Raw genomic sequence first — 15,919 nt, forward strand, 5'->3', positions numbered from 1 at the left:
GTTCTTTTCCTCGTACCCCTGTTGATGAATTTTACTGTTATAACTCCTCCTAACTGTAAAAAACCTACACTTGTCAGCCCCTGCTCCCTGCCCCCTGCCTTTATAGGGATGGTATATTTTTTTATTTGGAAGTCCCTTACCTCCAATTTGACAAACTCACTACAAGCAAATTCCCGTTGGGAATCTCCTAATATTTCAAGGGCTTTATCGGCAATTCAACCAACACCATCTGTTGCGCTGATTAATACCCCTGAATCAATATAAGTTATTTTCATTCTTCTCTACTCTGTAGCTCACCTCTCCGACTGGCAAGTTCTTTTTCGATTTCATCTTCATCTAATAAATGTTTACCAGAAGCAACAATCTTAGTACAAATTTGCTGCAAACGTTCTCCCAATGGGATTTTATTTGCAGAGTTTTTCAAACCAAGAAATTCCACAAAATCTAAAACTTCCTTTTGCTTGCCTTGTGGAAGAGAACGCCACTTTTTAATAATTCTTGTTCTGAAGTCATTAGTATTTACCTATTACTATTAATTCTATTGTGATTGGATATTTTTATTGTAGAATGACATTTAAATTTAATCCTACTTGTGAACAAGAAGATCCCCGACTTCTTAAAGAAGTCGGGGATCTGAGCCTTTGCCAAAAGTGACTCACCTTGTCCATTATCCTTATTACCTGCCAGGAACCTTCAAGCCTCGACGCTCAAGGATTTGCCGCACTTCTGGGCTGGGGGCGTAGTTATAGCCGTAGGAGGAGTTCTCTGTATCATCCATAATCTGAGGTGTGAGTAATACAATCACCTCATTGCGCTGGTTCTGTCTGTTTGTACTTCTAAACAGCGAACCAATTAGTGGAAGATCACCCAAGATGGGAATTTTAGAGACAGTTGTCCGGTCTGCGTCTTGAATGATGCCTGAAAGAATTAGTGTTTGACCATCTCTCAAGCGAATCGAGCCAGAATTAAGAGAGCGCTCCGATACCAAGAATATTTGTTGGGTACCGCCTCCTCCAACGTTGATAGTAGCTGGAGCTTGGGGTGCTTTGACGACAGGAGCTACCGATAGAGAGACAAAACCATTGTCGTCAATCCGTTCAACTTTAACAGCTAGGGTTAAACCTACTCGGTCTTTTTCTGCTGAAATCGTTTCTGTAGCAAGATTCGTATCCCGAACTATTTCCCTTTTTATGTTGCCTACTACTTCCTGAGTCAGGTTGACATTAGCGGTTTGGCCTTCTTGCACAATTAACGTCGGGTCTGTCAAAATCTTGGCATTGCCATTTTGCACTTGAGCTTGCAAGCTAGCGAGAAGACGCTTAGGGAACTGAAATAAAGTTGGGAGAGCAAATGTATATTGATCAGGAGTTCCAGCGGTTGTGGCTGTTGCCGGAGTTCCTGGAGTAAACTCTGTAATACCTGGTTGTAGTGGATTACCTACATCAGCAGTAGCTGATGGTATATTGCCCTGAGAGTTAAAAAACCCATCACCCAAAAATGTTCCACCTGTAACGGGATTCTGGATAACTGGCGTACTAGTCACGCTGCTCGACGTTTCAGCTCTAGTAGCTGGTCTCGAACCGCCAAAATTTAGAGATGCTGCACCGCCATCATTTGTAAAGTAGTTATTACCAACCCCAAAGGAAAAGCTAGTGTTGTAGTCCTGGGTGTTCAAGAGGTTAACATCGATAATCTTGACATTGACTACTACTTGACGACGGCGGATATCAAGCTGAGTTAGTTGAGCCATGGCCATCTCAACTAGCCGCGGAGGACCAATCAAAGTCAGGGAATTGGTGCGCTCATCTCCTAATGCCTGTAAACCTCTAAGTAATGGGTTAGAGTCTGTAAAATTAACGCGTTGAGTTTCAACTTTGGTTTCTGTAGTTGTCTGAGTTTGGGTGATAGGAGCAACTCCAGTACCCACGGGTACGGCATTAACACTGGTAACTTGTCGTTCGCGGCTGACGGCGCTTTCTGCTCCTAAGCCGACCAAAAAGTTCAAGGCGACTCCCACTGTCACCTGATTGAGTCGCAGGCTACGCATAACCATGTCACGGGTGGAATTAGGTAGTTTAGGCCCAACAAAAACCGTGCGATTACTGCGATTCGCTTCTAAACCACTCAAGCGTAAGACGTAGTTAAACACATCTTGCACTGGCTCATTTTCTATATCTAACGAGATTGTTTGAGAAACTGCTGGTGCATTAGCAGCACCACCTTGCTGACCTCCAGCAGCTTGCTCGCCTCCGATATAAGCCAGGTTCAAACTAGCAGCACGGGCAAGTAGTGACAAAACCTCACGCACCGGCGCATCTCGCAATACTAAACGGGGTACACGTTCCTGAGTTCCTAAGTCAATGGTGCTAGGAGAAGCATCAGTATTAGAGATGGCAATATCTCCCACTGGTGGCGCGACAGCTCTAGGTAAGAAAGGTGGAGCCTGACTCACCGGTTGACCTGGCCCAGCTGCTTGTGCAGGTTGTCCGTCAATGGTGACTTCCGGGTTAGGAACAAGAACATCTGGCTTCTGACCCGGTTGGGCTGGAGTAGTAGCAGGCGGTGCTGTGGATGTTGGCGTTGGCGCTGTTGGCGTTGATGCTGATGCTGTAGTGCCACTGGATGGGCTAAAGCTGAGTGTAATTCCATTTTGCGATCGCACCACGGGTTGACTCTCAGGTGTATTGTTACTACCAGTTACGGTCACCCGAATGCTATTGGCATCAAGCTGATTAATCTCAACGGAGGCAATTCCTGGTGCTGGGCTATCTTGACGAAAACTATTGCCTTGTGGTAATCGTAATTGAGTATTGATAATATCTGCGACTAAAGTCTTGCCTCTTTTTGTAGTGAAAACTTGGGGGCGCGACCCTGAAGAAGTTTTCAAAGCAACGCTAATTCCACCATTAACTGGATTTAACTGTACGTTAGTAACTTGACTAATTTGTGCCCAAACTGGTTGAGCTGCCAAAAATACAAAAGCGGCAGTACCCAATATAAAACTATTACCGTGAAGCTGTTTCACAGTTCATTCCTCACCTTATAAAACCTTGTTTACAAACAATTTTGAGTAGGCGAATAAAATTCGCCCTGGCTCTAAGTTTACTTAACGCTAAATCGGCGCTTAGAAACCGCCTTGGCTCTAAGTTAACTACTTTTTCGGGGCATTTTTAGCCGCCGCCGCCGCCGCTACTTCTTCTGCACTAAGTGGCATCAATACCTGTAACTGGAATGACGTATTGATCGCTGCTGGCCCTACCCGAACCGGCGTTTTATCTAATGGCGATCTTGACTCTACTGGAGCCAAAGTTGCTTGATAATCTTTAACTATTAACAAAGGCTGTAAACGCTCAATGTTACGCATTATCGATTGTGTTTGCTCATAAGTTCCTGTAATTTCGGCATTGATACTGCTGCGTTGCAGCTTACCGTCAACCTGTAGTCCTAGAGTTCCATCGATAATCGGTTCTGGTTTGGCGGAAACTGGCACAAATTTCTTGAGTTTGGCTCTCACTGCATTAATAGAAGTTGGAGTACTGCCAGAGTCAATTAATCGGTTCAGATCCAACAGCAATGTATCCAAGGTTTTTTCGTTAGCAAATAAACCTAAAACCTGAACTTTTTGCTGTTTTGCCTGTGCTAGCTCGTCTTTAACTTTGGCAATCTGTTTGATACTGGCTTTTTTTTGCTCAATTTGCGCTTGCAGTTCAGAGCTTTTAGCTTGCTGCTGCTGATAGCTTTCCCAAGCTGGCATCAGCAGGTTTAACAATATATAACCTGCTCCCGCTAAACCAATTACCCCTACCAAGATACCAATAATTTTTGGTGTGAAAGCAATACCAAATACCACGGGGTAGGCTGGCGTTTCCGAATCGAATTCCCCACCATGTTCGGCAAAATTTAAATCATCACTCAGCGTCATTTTGAAATGACTCCTGTTTGTTGCATACTACGAATTCGAGTTACTAACCCCACTGTGCCTTTTTTTTCCAACTCCCGGATTAATTCCGAAGCTGGAACATCGTTCATACTCGATTGAATAGTGTATTTAACTACTTGGGGCGGCTTAATTATTACAGCATTAGTAGGTTGACCCAAACCTGGAGTTAAGGGAGCATCTACTAACGTTGCCGTCAGAATTCTGCTTTCTGAGGACTTCAAGAACTGAGACTGTTGTAAACTCAATAAGAAATCATTGACATCGTTAAAAGAACGAGCCAATCCGGTAATTTCTAATCCCCCAGCGGGATTGCCTGCTGGCTTCCCTTCCACTGCCGCAATGGGTGGGATTTGCTTGATGTTCTCGATTTGCACTGTCGCTGGGATGCGATCGCGCAAATCTTGCAGCATTGCTGACCAAGGTCGAATCTGGTCAAATACGGTGACTAAAGCTTGGGTTTCCCCTTTAATTGCATTCGTCTCGGCTTTGATTTTATTCAGATTTCCTATTTCTGTATCTAACTTCTTGCTTTCTTGGTCTAGTTGTGCTATTGTCCCCTCTAATTCAACAATCTTTCCTTGTAACAACCACCAACCAACTCCCAATAAAGCTGGAAGACCTACACCTAGTGCAACTCCCACATACACTGGTGTCATATTCCCTGTAGGCAGGTTTAGAGATATGCCTCCCTTTCTCTCAGGCTTTTTCTGGTATGCTGGGCGGTCTTTAAGAAAGTTAACATCTAGGCTGTACATTTTGTTACACCTCCCGCATTCCTAGACCTAGTACGATCGCCAAACCAGAGCGTTGTACCTGTGGATATTTATCAGTGTCAACTTCCAAAGATAAAGACCCTATTGGATCTATTTGGGTAGTTGGCAAGCTCAATCGTTGCGTAAAGAATTCATCTAGCTGTTGGAGTCCACCTCCTGGGCCAGCTAATATAATTTGTGCTACCTCCAAATTTTCACTTTGATTGAGGTAAAAATCGATGGAACGGCGCAGTTCATCTGTAAGTTCTCCCAACACTCTTAATATGGCTGCCATACCAGGATCGAGTTCGGTGACACCAGTTTTGCCGCCGTCTATGGGAGTTGGCGGAATAACCATTCCGTGTAACAGTTCCATATCTCGTGATGTGGGTAAGCTCATTGCCCTTGCTAAGGCAGTTTGCATTTGATAAGTCCCAATTGGGACTGTGCGTGAAAATTGCGGCACTCCGTTAACGATGATGGCGATTTCTGTACTGTCAAACTCTATATCAACTAGTACTGCTGCTTCTTGTGGCCCAAATTGTCGCAGTTGCTCACGAATAGTCCGAATCAGAGCAAAACTGTTAATTTCTAAAACATCGATTTGTAATCCTGCCTGCTCGAATGTACTTATATAGGTATCCGTTATCTCCTTGCGGGTGGCAACTAGGAGTACGTGTACTTTTTCAATGCCATCTTCATCTACAAAGTACCCAAGTTTCTGATAATCTACATCAGCTTCTTCACGAGGATAGGGTAAATATAAACCTGCTTCATGGTTGAGCACCATTTCTCGCAGTTCTTTATCATCTAACTCTGCTGGCACTGGTATGATCCGAACGATGGAATCTCGCCCTGGTACACCAGTGGCAACGCGAGAAGTTTTGATTTTGCTCTCAGCTAGCGCCTGCTGAATTAATTGCGCCATTGCTGCGGGGTCGGTGATTTGACCATCAGTAACTATGCCTTCGGGAACTGCTACCGATGTAAAGGTTTCTAGTTTCAAGCCTTGACGCTGCTTGCGTAGCTGAACTACATTTACCCGTTCGGGAGCAAGTTCAATGCCGACCCCTTTATTCGATTTGCCAAACAGACTATTGAAGCTTTTTACCACATTTGTGCCCGCTGGACTGCTAAATTGAAAATTTAAATGATACTAAGAAATGGACTTGGTGCTAAGTAATTTATTTAGCCTATAATCTCGACAATTCTGATCTAAGCTTTTCACACTGAGCAAGCGTAAAAATACTGGGAAAATGATTCAATTGCGAAAATTTAAACAACTTGTTGCTTTTACACTGCTGGGATTATTAACCAGTTGGATTGTAAGTTGCAGCACAAGTAATGTTGGTACAGGTACAAAACAGGCTAGTTCAGGCACGGCAACTGTTGAGTTTTGGACGATGCAACTCCAACCTCAATTTACCGACTACTTCAAAAACCTAATTGCGAATTTTGAATCGCAAAATCCAGGTATAAAGATTAACTGGGTAGATGTACCTTGGGCGGCGATGGAGAACAAAATTTTAACAGCTGTCTCAGCAAAAACGCCACCTGATGTAGTTAACCTCAATCCGGGTTTTGCTTCCCAACTTGCTGGACGAAATGCCTGGTTAGATTTAGATGCGAAAGTCCCAAACGATGTACGTTCCTCCTATCTACCGAATATCTGGAAAGCAAGTACTCTTAATGGCAAGAGTTTTGGGATTCCCTGGTATCTCACCACAAGGTTAACCATTTATAACACTGATTTATTAAAACAGGCAGGTATCAATAAAACACCTGCAACCTACGCAGAATTGGCACAAGCAGCCCAACAAATTAAAGATAAGACTGGCAAGTATGCCTTTTTTGTGACTTTCGTGCCGCAAGATTCCGGTGAAGTGTTGGAATCTTTCGTGCAAATGGGTGTCACCTTAGTAGATGCTGAGGGAAAAGCAGCGTTTAATTCAGCACAAGGTAAGGCAGCGTTTCAGTATTGGGTAGACTTGTATAAAAAAGGTTTGCTTCCTAAAGAAGCTTTGACGCAAGGACATCGCCACGCGATCGATTTATACCAATCTGGAGAGACTGCGTTTCTAGCTTCTGGGCCAGAATTTCTGAAAACGATCGCTAATAATGCCCCGAAAATTGCACAAGCTTCGGGAATAGCACCTCAACTCACTGGTGACACAGGCAAGAAAAATGTTGCGGTGATGAACATAGTTATTCCCCGCGATAGCAAACAACCAGACGGGGCTGTAAAATTTGCTTTATTTGTCACCAATGACGAAAATCAGTTAGCCTTTGCTAAAGCTGCAAATGTCTTACCTTCTACAGTAAAAGCATTGTCTGATAGTTACTTTAAAGATGTTCCAGCTAATGCTTCAACAATAGAAAAAGCGCGAGTTATCACCGCCCAACAACTGCAACAAGCAGAAATATTAACTCCTACTTTGAAGGATTTCAAAAAACTCCAAAAGGCGGTTTACGAGAACTTGCAAGCAGCAATGTTAAACCAGAAGACTGTAGATAAAGCCGTAGAGGATGCGGCGCAAGAGTGGAACAATAGATAAATTTTGTAATTCGTAATTCGTAATTCGTATTTCGTATTTCGTATTTCGTAATTATGATTTACGAATTATATTGGTGGGTGATAAAAAATCGCCTACTAAATAAAGGGAACCACATAAAACGATTAAATCGTCTGTGGTTGCGGTTGAGGTTACGGCTTCCAATGCTGTGAATAAATCTGGATGGATTTGGCGATCGCTTAATTCTGGACAGAGGCTGTAAGCTAGATTTGCTAAGTAGTCTAGATCAGCGGAAGTTCTACCGGGCCAAGATTCTACTGGTATTGGTACTAGGAAAAGGCGATCGCCTGGCCGCAACAGGGCGGCAAAAATATCAGCATGATCTTTGTCAGAAAACATTCCCATAACCCAGTTGACTGGCTTGTGGTTCACTGCGTCTAAGCTATCGACATACTGGCGGAGAACTTGGGCTGCGGCGGTATTATGAGCACCATCAAGTAATAATTTATGGTTATTCCAGGTAGTCCATTGCATCCGCCCCGGCCATTTAGTTTTTGCCATGCCGTTAGTTATGGCTTCTTCAGAAATCTGCCAACCCTGTTGTTGGAGAATTTCTAAAGCAGCTAAAGCCAAAGCTGAATTAGTTAATTGAATCTGTCCCGCTAACGGTAACTGGTATTTAATTAATTTAGAATTTTGAATAGTTTGATATTCTGCCCATCCAGAAGCTATTTCACGGGCGGGTTGAGGTGTAAAAATCGGGCATTTTAATTCTAAGGCACGCGATCGCACAACTTCTTCTGCATCTGGTGGCAATCCTCCAACCACAACGGGACATCCCGGTTTGAGAATACCTGCTTTTTCTCTAGCAATGTCAGCGACGGTGGGGCCAAGTTGCTGCCAGTGTTCCCGGCTGATAGAAGTGATGATTGTAACCAGGGGTTCCAAGCAGACATTGGTAGCATCTAAGCGTCCTCCTAGTCCTACTTCTACTACAGCCACATCGACTTGCTGCTGGGCAAAATATAACCAAGCAGCCGCCGTAATTACTTCAAACTGAGTTGCAGATTCCTCATCAGCACGAATAGCAGCTTGGACTTCTTCTAATAATTGGCTCAATTCTTCAGAGGAAATTGGCTGTTCATTCAGACAAATACGTTCCGTCCAATCGACTAAATGGGGGGAAGTGTAGCGTCCTGTACGATAACCTGCCTCAGTAAGTACTGAGGAAAGATAAGCACATACTGAACCTTTGCCATTGGTGCCAGCAACATGAATGATCGGGACTTGGTGATGAGGATTGCCCAGATTTGCCAATAAATTGACAATGCGATCGAGTCCTAGATGGACACCAAAACGTTGCAGGGGCTGTATTACAGAATCGATATCCAAGGAAGGGGAGATTGGGGAGTCAGGGAATGAGGGAGACAAGGGAGATGATGGGGACAAGGAGAATAACCAATGCCCCATGCCCATTAATTGATATCAATAAAACCGGCTGCCTCTGTGAAGAGAAACAGTCGGTTAAAGCTCGATGATATTGAGCCGTATTTAAGCTTCTCTATCCAAAAAGCCTTGAATTTGTCTTAAAGCCGCAGCGCCAATATTAAACACTGCCCAGCTAGCGGCAATGGCAACTGGTGCTAAAACGATCGCTATACGGTAATCGATATCCATATCTAGAACCCCTCTTTTAAGTAGAAATTAAAGTTTTGTCAACTGCTCTCATTTTTATTTTTAGCTGAAGTGGGCAACTTTTCCAAGTAGATATGTAAAGAATGATTAAATTATGGGGCATTGGGCATTGGGAAAAGACAAGGAAGAGGGGGGAGACAAGAAAGAAACTTGTTCAATAATTCTCCGTTGTCCCCCTTGTCCCCCTTGTCCCCCTCATCTCCCCCTGCTTCCCCTGCTCCACAATCCCCACTCCCCCCTCCCTAAGGCTTCTGAAAGCCGAGATCAGTACCCTTACCAGCATGAACTAAAGCTAACTTTTGGTAACGTTTAGCGTGTTCAATAAGTTCTGCGGCTTGAGCCTCTGTTACTTGCCGCAACACTTTGCCAGGAATGCCTACAACTAGGGACAAAGGAGGTACATCTTTGGTTACGACTGCACCAGCACCGATAATGCTACCAGCGCCCACTCGTACCCCGTCTAAAATCACTGCGCCAATGCCAATCAAACTTCCACGCTCAATGTAAGCGGAATGTACCACAGCGCGATGCCCTACGGTCACATGATCTTCTAAAATTGTCGGAAACCCAGGATCTCCATGTAAAATTGCACCATCCTGAATATTTGTGCATTCGCCAATTTCAATCCGTTCTACATCTCCCCTAACCACTGCTCCATACCAAATGCTTACCCCTGCTGCTATATTTACCGAACCCATAACAACAGCATTGGCTGCGATGAAGGCAGCTTGAGAAAAATCAGGAGATGTCCAGTAAGAAGCGGTAGACACGATAGAATATTAATATGGTACCCAGGAACACTGGAGAAAATCCAACCTTTGAGGCTGGTTGAACAACCAGGATATCACACTGTTAAGCCTCTACGGTGAGGAAAACACTAGTGAACAATGTTCCTGCCGCAACTCCGTGTCTATGCCGCAGTGAGCAAGTAACCCAAAGTAGTGGAGCCGAAGTGTATAATCCAATGCACTAGTGCTGGTGAAGACAAAATTATGTTTGTACGCACTTCATGATGAATCCAGGCTTGCAGTACCCGATGTTTGGGCCGGAAATACAGTGTCCTCACTGTCGCCAGACTATTCCGGCGCTGACACTAACAGATACCTATTTGTGTTCGCGTCATGGCGCTTTTGAAGCTAATCCTAAAAATGGAGAGTTAATCCATTTGCAATCGGGGCGTCATTGGCGGAGGTGGAATAATGAATGGTATAGACAGCATACTCATCCCGATGGTATTCGGTTTGAAATTCACGAAGCATTAGATAAGCTCTATACCCAAGGCTATCGAGCAACAAGAGTGATTATTGCTCGACGCTATCAGGAATTGATGAGTGGCTATTTAGAACGCAGCACCCCTTGGCGTTCTGGACAACCAGAAGCTACTGCTGCGCGTTTATACGGCTTACCCGTGGAGTTTAGCCCCGATAGCTCAGAAGATGCCTGTTGGGAAGTGATCAATTTTGACTTGGAAAAAGAGCCTGGCGTCCCTGTGCGCTACCCTTATTTCAGGTTGTTTGAGTAAAGTTAGGAGTTAGGAGTGAGGAGTTAGGAGTTAAATTCAATTTAGAACTCATAACTTACAACTCCTAACTTTTGTTATGCACCACGCTTCTATTCGGACTGCGAATATTCATCGAGCGATCGCTTTCTACGAACATTTAGGGTTTACAATTTCGGAACGCTTTACTACGGGCTACACCCTAGCTTGCTGGATGGAAGGATTGGGCGGCAGAATTGAACTAATCCAAATTCCCGAACCAAAACCAGCCCCAGATGCCTTTGCTGACGAGCATTATGTGGGGTATTATCATCTCTCGTTCGATTTAACTGAAATTACACCAGATTTACCTAGCTGGTTGACAAATTTACAAGAACGTGTAATGTTAGCTGCCGAGAATCAACCCGGAGAATTACAACCGTTGAAGGTACTTTTAGAACCGACACAACAGCAAATAGGCGATCGCATTTACGAAGTGGCTTTCATCGCCGATACCGATGGTTTACCTCTGGAATTCATTCGAGTTTTAGCAAAAAAACCATAATTTAGCTTTTTTATTACCTTTATTGCTAATATATTATTTTTCTGTATTGTTACCGAGATAACAGATTTTTTTGCGATATTAAACTGTGGTCACTCTCCAACATAACTATGTAACTTAATTTACAGATATATTTGCTAAATACATGTATGGATTTTCTAGATTTTATAAATATCCCTTGCCATTATTATTTTTAAGCTTATGGCTAATAGCGGTTTTTTTGTTAAGCGATCAACCTGCTCATAGCCAACATCCAGCCATATCTAATAAAGAAAAATACCAGTCAACCTTGCTAACAAAAAGAATAATGCCCTCAACACTGACACTAAATGTCCGTAAGACAGTGCTGGAAAATGGTCTAACTATCCTTACAAAGGAAGTACATACTGCACCAGTGGTGACGGTGCAGGTGTGGTACAAGGTTGGCTCACGCAACGAAGAACCGGGCGTGAATGGCATTGCCCATCAGTTGGAACACATGATGTTTAAAGGTACAAAAAATCGTCCGATTCAATTTGGCCGTTTATTTAGTGCTTTAGGTAGTGATTCCAATGCTTTCACCAGCTATGACCAAACTGCATATTACGGTACTGTGGAACGAAACAAGCTAAAAGCGCTCTTAGTGCTGGAAGCAGACAGAATGCAAAATTCCCAGATTGAGCCAGAACAACTGGCGAGTGAAAAGCGGGTAGTCATTTCCGAGTTGCAGGGTTACGAAAATAGTCCAGAATATCGTCTCAACCGTGCTGTAATGCAAGCGGTGTTTCCTAATCATGCTTATGGGTTGCCTGTAGGTGGAACCAAAGCTGATGTAGAGAAATTTGAAGTTGAGCAGGTAGAAAAATATTACCGCAATTTTTACAGTCCCGATAATGCCGTTTTAGTAATTGTTGGAGATTTTCAAACTGCAAATACCCTAGAAATAGTTAAAGAGGTATTTGGCAAACTATCGAAGAGGCAGGATAGCGCAGCGGTAGCTCATCCTAGAGCGTCGGCAGAAGGCAGGGGGCAGAAGGCAGGGGGCAGAAGGCAGGGGGCAGGAGTTATTTCTTCCTCATCTTCTTCATCTCCCATAGTGTTGCGAGAACCGGGAGCAGGGCGGCTGTTGCAGGCGGTTTACCCGCTACCGGATGCAAATCAACCGGATGTGCCTGCGCTGGATGTAATGGATTACATCTTGACAGAGGGGAGGAATTCTAGACTTTATCAGGCATTGGTGGAATCAGGTTTAGCTAGTGAATTAACAGCATCAGTTACCAGTCTGCGAGAATCTGGCTGGTATGAGGTGTTGGTGACGGCTGGTTCTAAACAAGATTTGAAAAAAATTGACTCAGTGTTGAGTAGTGCGATCGCCAATGTAGCAGAAAAAGGCGTGACATTAGAGGAAGTTGAACGAGCTAAAACCCAATTAACAGCAGATGTAATTTTGAGTAACCGTGATATCACTTCTCAAGGAATGCAATTGGGCAATGATGAGACAACTACTGGTGATTATCGCTACACAGACCGTTATTTGGCTGCTGTCCGTCTGGTGAAGCCGACGGATGTCGTTGCTGTCATTAACAAATACCTTACCAAAGGAGCCAGGACAGTAGGCTTTTTTGAACCAACCCAGAAGCTGATAACAGAGGTTATTGATAAACCAGACTCAGCCCAAACTACAGAGAATTTTTCTCCTGGCGCACCTGTGCTTCCTTCTGAGGTGGGGAAGTACTTACCACCTGTAGATTTGGCTACAGATGCGATTGCACAAGTATTACCACAGGAATTTAAATTTACCAACGGACTGCGGATATTACTGTTACCAGATCATAGTACTCCCACCGTTACCTTGAGCGGTCACATTCAAGCCGGAAAGGAATTTGATCCAGATAATCAAGCTGGGCTGGCTGCTTTTGTGGCAGAGAATTTGCTAAATGGCACTAAGAGCAAGGATGTCTTAACTATTGCCAAAGCTTTGGCAGAACGAGGGGCGAGTTTAGACTTTGAAGCCTACCGCGAAGGTGTGCGGATTGAGGGTGATAGTTTAGCAGAGGATTTGCCGATACTCCTTGAGATATTGGCTGATGTTGTAAAAAATAGTACCTTTCCAGTCAAAGAATTGGAATTGCATCGCCAACAAACTTTAACTGATTTGCAGCTGGAATTAGATGAGCCATCAGAAGTAGCCAGAAGAGTATTTGTTCAGTCAATTTACCCGAAAAAACATCCCTTACACACCTTTCCCACAGAGGAGAGTCTACAGCAGATTCAGCGCCAGGATGTGATTGATTTCAAAGCTAAACACTATCGTCCAGATACGACAGTGCTTGCGCTGGTGGGAGATTTTGATCTGGACAAAGTGCGATCGCTCATTAAAAATGAGTTTGGTAACTGGGAAGTTAGCGGCCAAGCACCCACATTAAAATATCCCACAGTGCCAATGCTGGAGAAAATAGTCAGTGTCAACCCAGTTTTACCAGGTAAAGCCCAAGCCGTTACATATATGGGTTACACAGGTATTAACCGTTATGATTTTCGGTTTCACGCAGCCTTAGTATTGAACCAAATTTTGGGAGGCGATACCCTATCTAGTAGACTGGGTGCAGAAGTGCGCGATCGCCAAGGTTTGAGCTATGGAATTTATAGTTCCTTCCAAGCCGGGAAGAATGCAGGCACATTTTTGATAGAAATGCAAACTAGTCCTGAAGATAGCAGTAAAGCGATCGCTAGCACCCGCCAGATGCTACAGCAAATCCATCAACAAGGTGTCACTGCACTGGAAGTAGAAACAGCTAAACGCACCCTCGTCAGCAACTACAACGTTTTGCTGGCAAACCCAGAGGAATTAACACATAGAATTCTGATGAATGAGGTGTATGGACTCGACAAATTAGAATTGTACTCCTTCACTCAAAAAATCCAAAAAGTCACTCTTGAGCAAGTTAATCAAGCGGCTCGTGAGTTACTCCGCCCAGATCAAATCGTAGTCGTTACTGCTGGGCCATCTGTGTTAGCAGAGAAAAGCATTAGGTAGAGATGGGCACTGGGCATGGATAATATAAAGAATGGGTAAACTCAGAACTTGCACCAGTCCCAACAACTGCCTCGGAATTGATTTCGAGGCTAGTCTTCTAAAGAAGAGTGAATAAGGATTGGAGTCCACTTGAGTGGATTTGCGCTATGAGCCAGAGAATAAATTCTCTGGCGGGAAGTGGGCAGGTGCAAGATATAAAGTAGTTTTTCCCGCTACCTATTAATTGTTCCTGCTCATCAGCATTGCCTTTTGAGAACTACCAATGAAAACTTACAACCATTTATACCAAATTGTAATTACATTGCTTGTTTTTCCAACTACCGTTTGGCTGCAAATATTACGGCGAAACTACGTGATATTAACGTTGCTCCTAGCTCTAAATTTCATTGCTGCGACTCCAGCGATGGCGGCAAATTTGTCTGACGATTTGCTCAAGCAACCAGCCACAGAAATTAGAGTTAGCTTGGGTAATTCGGCTAATGAACTCAAATTTGAGCCAAATCATTTGGAATTCGAGGCCGGCAAACGCTATCAACTAAAGCTTACCAATCCCAGCCAACTGAAGCACTATTTTACTGCTAAAGATTTTGCCGATGGCATCTGGACACAAAAAGTTGAAGCAGGCAAAGTAGAAATTAAAGGAGCCATTCACGAACTGGAACTCAAGCCTGGTGCTGAGGCAGAATGGGTATTTGTGCCCTTGAAATCTGGCACTTATGGCTTGCGTTGTCCAATACCAGGACATACCGAAGCAGGTATGACTGGAGAGATTGCCATCAAGAATTAAAAATTATTCGACTCAGTATTTAGCAGCGATCTAATGTTTAAATTAAAGTTAATTGAGCTAAATACCATAGTGTGCAATGGAAAATAAGTTAGGGCAATTTAGATTGAAGTCCAACACATTAGGAGTAGGCAATGTGTTATTATATATACGTTAGCGGCTAAACTGGAAGAATCCCTATTTGGGATTAAAATAACTTAAATTATAGATATTATTTCTCAAGTAATCTAGAGAAAGCATTAATACTTCAGCGCTAGAGCCACCAGTAATTATTAATTAATTTCCCATGAACATTTTCAGTAACTTACTTTCTCAAGCGACTCAGCCTGCACCTGCGAAAAAGCAACGTCGAGGAATTGAAATCAAATCGCCGCGTGAAATTGAAATCATGCGGCAATCAGCGACAATTGTAGCAACTGTTCTAAAAGAAATTTCCGAGTTAGTAAAGCCAGGAATGACAACGGCTGATTTGGATGTTTATGCAGAAAAACGCATCCGCGAAATGGGTGCAACGCCTAGTTTTAAAGGATATCACGGTTTTCCTGGTTCTATCTGCTCTAGCATTAATAATGAAGCAGTGCATGGTATTCCTAGTCCCAAGAAAGTGATTCGCGTGGGGGATGTATTAAAAGTAGACACGGGTGCTTATTATCAAGGCTTTCATGGTGATTCTTGCATTTCAATTGCTGTCGGTGAAGTGACGCAAGAAGCTGCTAAATTAATTCGCGTAGCAGAAGAAGCTTTATATAAAGGCATTGAACAAGTAAAGGCTGGTGTATACCTGCTTGACCTGGCTGGAGCAATTGAAGATCATGTTAAATCTAACGGCTTTAGTATAGTCGAAGAATTTACTGGACACGGTGTCGGTCGTAATCTGCACGAAGAACCTTCAGTATTCAACTATCGTACCCGTGAGATGCCAAATGTTAAACTCCGTGCGGGAATGACGCTGGCAATTGAGCCAATTTTAAATGCGGGTTCTAGACACACCCGGACATTATCTGACCGTTGGACAGCAGTCACTGTGGATAATTCTTTGTCGGCTCAGTTTGAGCATACAGTGTTGGTAACAGAGACCGGTTATGAGATTTTAACTGACCGTTCTAAGCTGTAATTTTTAGTTGTAATTATCTGTTGTTAAAAGAGGTGAAGCGTCAAAAGAGGGCGATTTGCCTCTTTA

At 43.6% G+C, this 15,919-nt stretch carries 14 protein-coding genes; 6 read left to right on the forward strand and 8 right to left on the reverse strand.

Annotated elements, in window-relative coordinates; translation table 11 throughout:
- Positions 1–271: 271 nt before the first annotated feature.
- The 5 genes from ACEYW6_RS26535 to pilM form a co-directional block, all read right to left on the reverse strand.
- Positions 272–439 carry a hypothetical protein gene (locus ACEYW6_RS26535; protein WP_412982106.1) on the reverse strand — a complete coding sequence of 56 codons (168 nt, stop codon included), beginning with the start codon at positions 437–439 and terminating at the stop codon, positions 272–274.
- Positions 440–676: 237 nt separating this feature from the next.
- Positions 677–3,025, reverse strand: a complete 2,349-nt coding sequence (locus tag ACEYW6_RS26540) for an AMIN domain-containing protein (RefSeq protein ID WP_412982107.1) — start codon at positions 3,023–3,025, stop codon at positions 677–679.
- Between the two features lie 126 nt (positions 3,026–3,151).
- Positions 3,152–3,922 carry a pilus assembly protein PilO gene (locus ACEYW6_RS26545; protein WP_190899352.1) on the reverse strand — a complete coding sequence of 257 codons (771 nt, stop codon included), beginning with the start codon at positions 3,920–3,922 and terminating at the stop codon, positions 3,152–3,154.
- Positions 3,919–4,695, reverse strand: a complete 777-nt coding sequence (locus ACEYW6_RS26550; RefSeq protein ID WP_190899350.1) for a PilN domain-containing protein — start codon at positions 4,693–4,695, stop codon at positions 3,919–3,921. Before ACEYW6_RS26550 ends, ACEYW6_RS26545 begins: the two co-directional genes overlap by 4 nt.
- Positions 4,696–4,699: 4 nt before the next feature.
- Positions 4,700–5,806 carry a type IV pilus assembly protein PilM gene (gene pilM, locus ACEYW6_RS26555; RefSeq protein ID WP_190899348.1) on the reverse strand — a complete coding sequence of 369 codons (1,107 nt, stop codon included), beginning with the start codon at positions 5,804–5,806 and terminating at the stop codon, positions 4,700–4,702.
- A gap of 142 nt (positions 5,807–5,948) precedes the next feature.
- On the opposite strand from pilM, the gene ACEYW6_RS26560 reads away from it, so the two are divergent.
- On the forward strand, positions 5,949–7,247 hold the full coding sequence (locus ACEYW6_RS26560) for an ABC transporter substrate-binding protein (protein WP_412982108.1): 1,299 nt from the start codon (positions 5,949–5,951) through the stop codon (positions 7,245–7,247).
- 51 nt (positions 7,248–7,298) lie between these two features.
- Here the strand turns inward: ACEYW6_RS26560 and ACEYW6_RS26565 are convergent, their stop codons facing one another.
- From ACEYW6_RS26565 to ACEYW6_RS26575, 3 genes are all read right to left on the reverse strand, one after another.
- Positions 7,299–8,597 (reverse strand): bifunctional folylpolyglutamate synthase/dihydrofolate synthase, encoded by a 1,299-nt coding sequence (locus ACEYW6_RS26565; RefSeq protein WP_412982137.1) that lies wholly within the window; start codon positions 8,595–8,597, stop codon positions 7,299–7,301.
- Between the two features lie 159 nt (positions 8,598–8,756).
- Positions 8,757–8,882 carry a photosystem II protein Y gene (locus ACEYW6_RS26570; protein WP_069072075.1) on the reverse strand — a complete coding sequence of 42 codons (126 nt, stop codon included), beginning with the start codon at positions 8,880–8,882 and terminating at the stop codon, positions 8,757–8,759.
- Between the two features lie 260 nt (positions 8,883–9,142).
- The gene (locus tag ACEYW6_RS26575; protein ID WP_190899342.1) at positions 9,143–9,670 is read right to left on the reverse strand and encodes a gamma carbonic anhydrase family protein; all 528 of its coding nucleotides are present in this window, start codon (positions 9,668–9,670) and stop codon (positions 9,143–9,145) included.
- Positions 9,671–9,909: 239 nt separating this feature from the next.
- Here ACEYW6_RS26575 and ACEYW6_RS26580 point away from each other — a divergent pair, with 239 nt between their 5' ends.
- From ACEYW6_RS26580 to map, 5 genes are all read left to right on the forward strand, one after another.
- Positions 9,910–10,422 carry a TIGR02652 family protein gene (locus ACEYW6_RS26580; protein ID WP_412982109.1) on the forward strand — a complete coding sequence of 171 codons (513 nt, stop codon included), beginning with the start codon at positions 9,910–9,912 and terminating at the stop codon, positions 10,420–10,422.
- Between the two features lie 76 nt (positions 10,423–10,498).
- Positions 10,499–10,942 (forward strand): VOC family protein, encoded by a 444-nt coding sequence (locus ACEYW6_RS26585; protein WP_412982110.1) that lies wholly within the window; start codon positions 10,499–10,501, stop codon positions 10,940–10,942.
- Positions 10,943–11,084: 142 nt separating this feature from the next.
- Positions 11,085–13,955 carry a M16 family metallopeptidase gene (locus ACEYW6_RS26590; protein WP_412982111.1) on the forward strand — a complete coding sequence of 957 codons (2,871 nt, stop codon included), beginning with the start codon at positions 11,085–11,087 and terminating at the stop codon, positions 13,953–13,955.
- Positions 13,956–14,217: 262 nt separating this feature from the next.
- The gene (locus ACEYW6_RS26595; protein WP_412982112.1) at positions 14,218–14,742 is read left to right on the forward strand and encodes a cupredoxin domain-containing protein; all 525 of its coding nucleotides are present in this window, start codon (positions 14,218–14,220) and stop codon (positions 14,740–14,742) included.
- A gap of 283 nt (positions 14,743–15,025) precedes the next feature.
- Entirely contained in the window at positions 15,026–15,853 is an 828-nt protein-coding gene (gene map / locus ACEYW6_RS26600) for a type I methionyl aminopeptidase (RefSeq protein WP_190899332.1), read from the forward strand.
- The last annotated feature ends 66 nt before the right edge of the window (positions 15,854–15,919 follow it).

It is taken from the genome of Nostoc sp. UIC 10607, assembly GCF_047228265.1.
In the GTDB taxonomy this organism is placed as follows: domain Bacteria; phylum Cyanobacteriota; class Cyanobacteriia; order Cyanobacteriales; family Nostocaceae; genus Nostoc; species Nostoc foliaceum_A.

Bases quoted from the DNA above. Each gene is read 5' to 3' on its own strand.
- ACEYW6_RS26580 (WP_412982109.1), top strand. From the start codon at position 9,910: ATGATGAATCCAGGCTTGCAGTACCCGATGTTTGGGCCGGAAATACAG.
- ACEYW6_RS26590 (WP_412982111.1), top strand. From the start codon at position 11,085: ATGTATGGATTTTCTAGATTTTATAAATATCCCTTGCCATTATTATTT.
- ACEYW6_RS26570 (WP_069072075.1), bottom strand. From the start codon at position 8,882: ATGGATATCGATTACCGTATAGCGATCGTTTTAGCACCAGTTGCCATT.
- ACEYW6_RS26585 (WP_412982110.1), top strand. From the start codon at position 10,499: ATGCACCACGCTTCTATTCGGACTGCGAATATTCATCGAGCGATCGCT.
- map (WP_190899332.1), top strand. From the start codon at position 15,026: ATGAACATTTTCAGTAACTTACTTTCTCAAGCGACTCAGCCTGCACCT.
- ACEYW6_RS26545 (WP_190899352.1), bottom strand. From the start codon at position 3,922: ATGACGCTGAGTGATGATTTAAATTTTGCCGAACATGGTGGGGAATTC.
- ACEYW6_RS26595 (WP_412982112.1), top strand. From the start codon at position 14,218: ATGAAAACTTACAACCATTTATACCAAATTGTAATTACATTGCTTGTT.
- ACEYW6_RS26560 (WP_412982108.1), top strand. From the start codon at position 5,949: ATGATTCAATTGCGAAAATTTAAACAACTTGTTGCTTTTACACTGCTG.
- ACEYW6_RS26550 (WP_190899350.1), bottom strand. From the start codon at position 4,695: ATGTACAGCCTAGATGTTAACTTTCTTAAAGACCGCCCAGCATACCAG.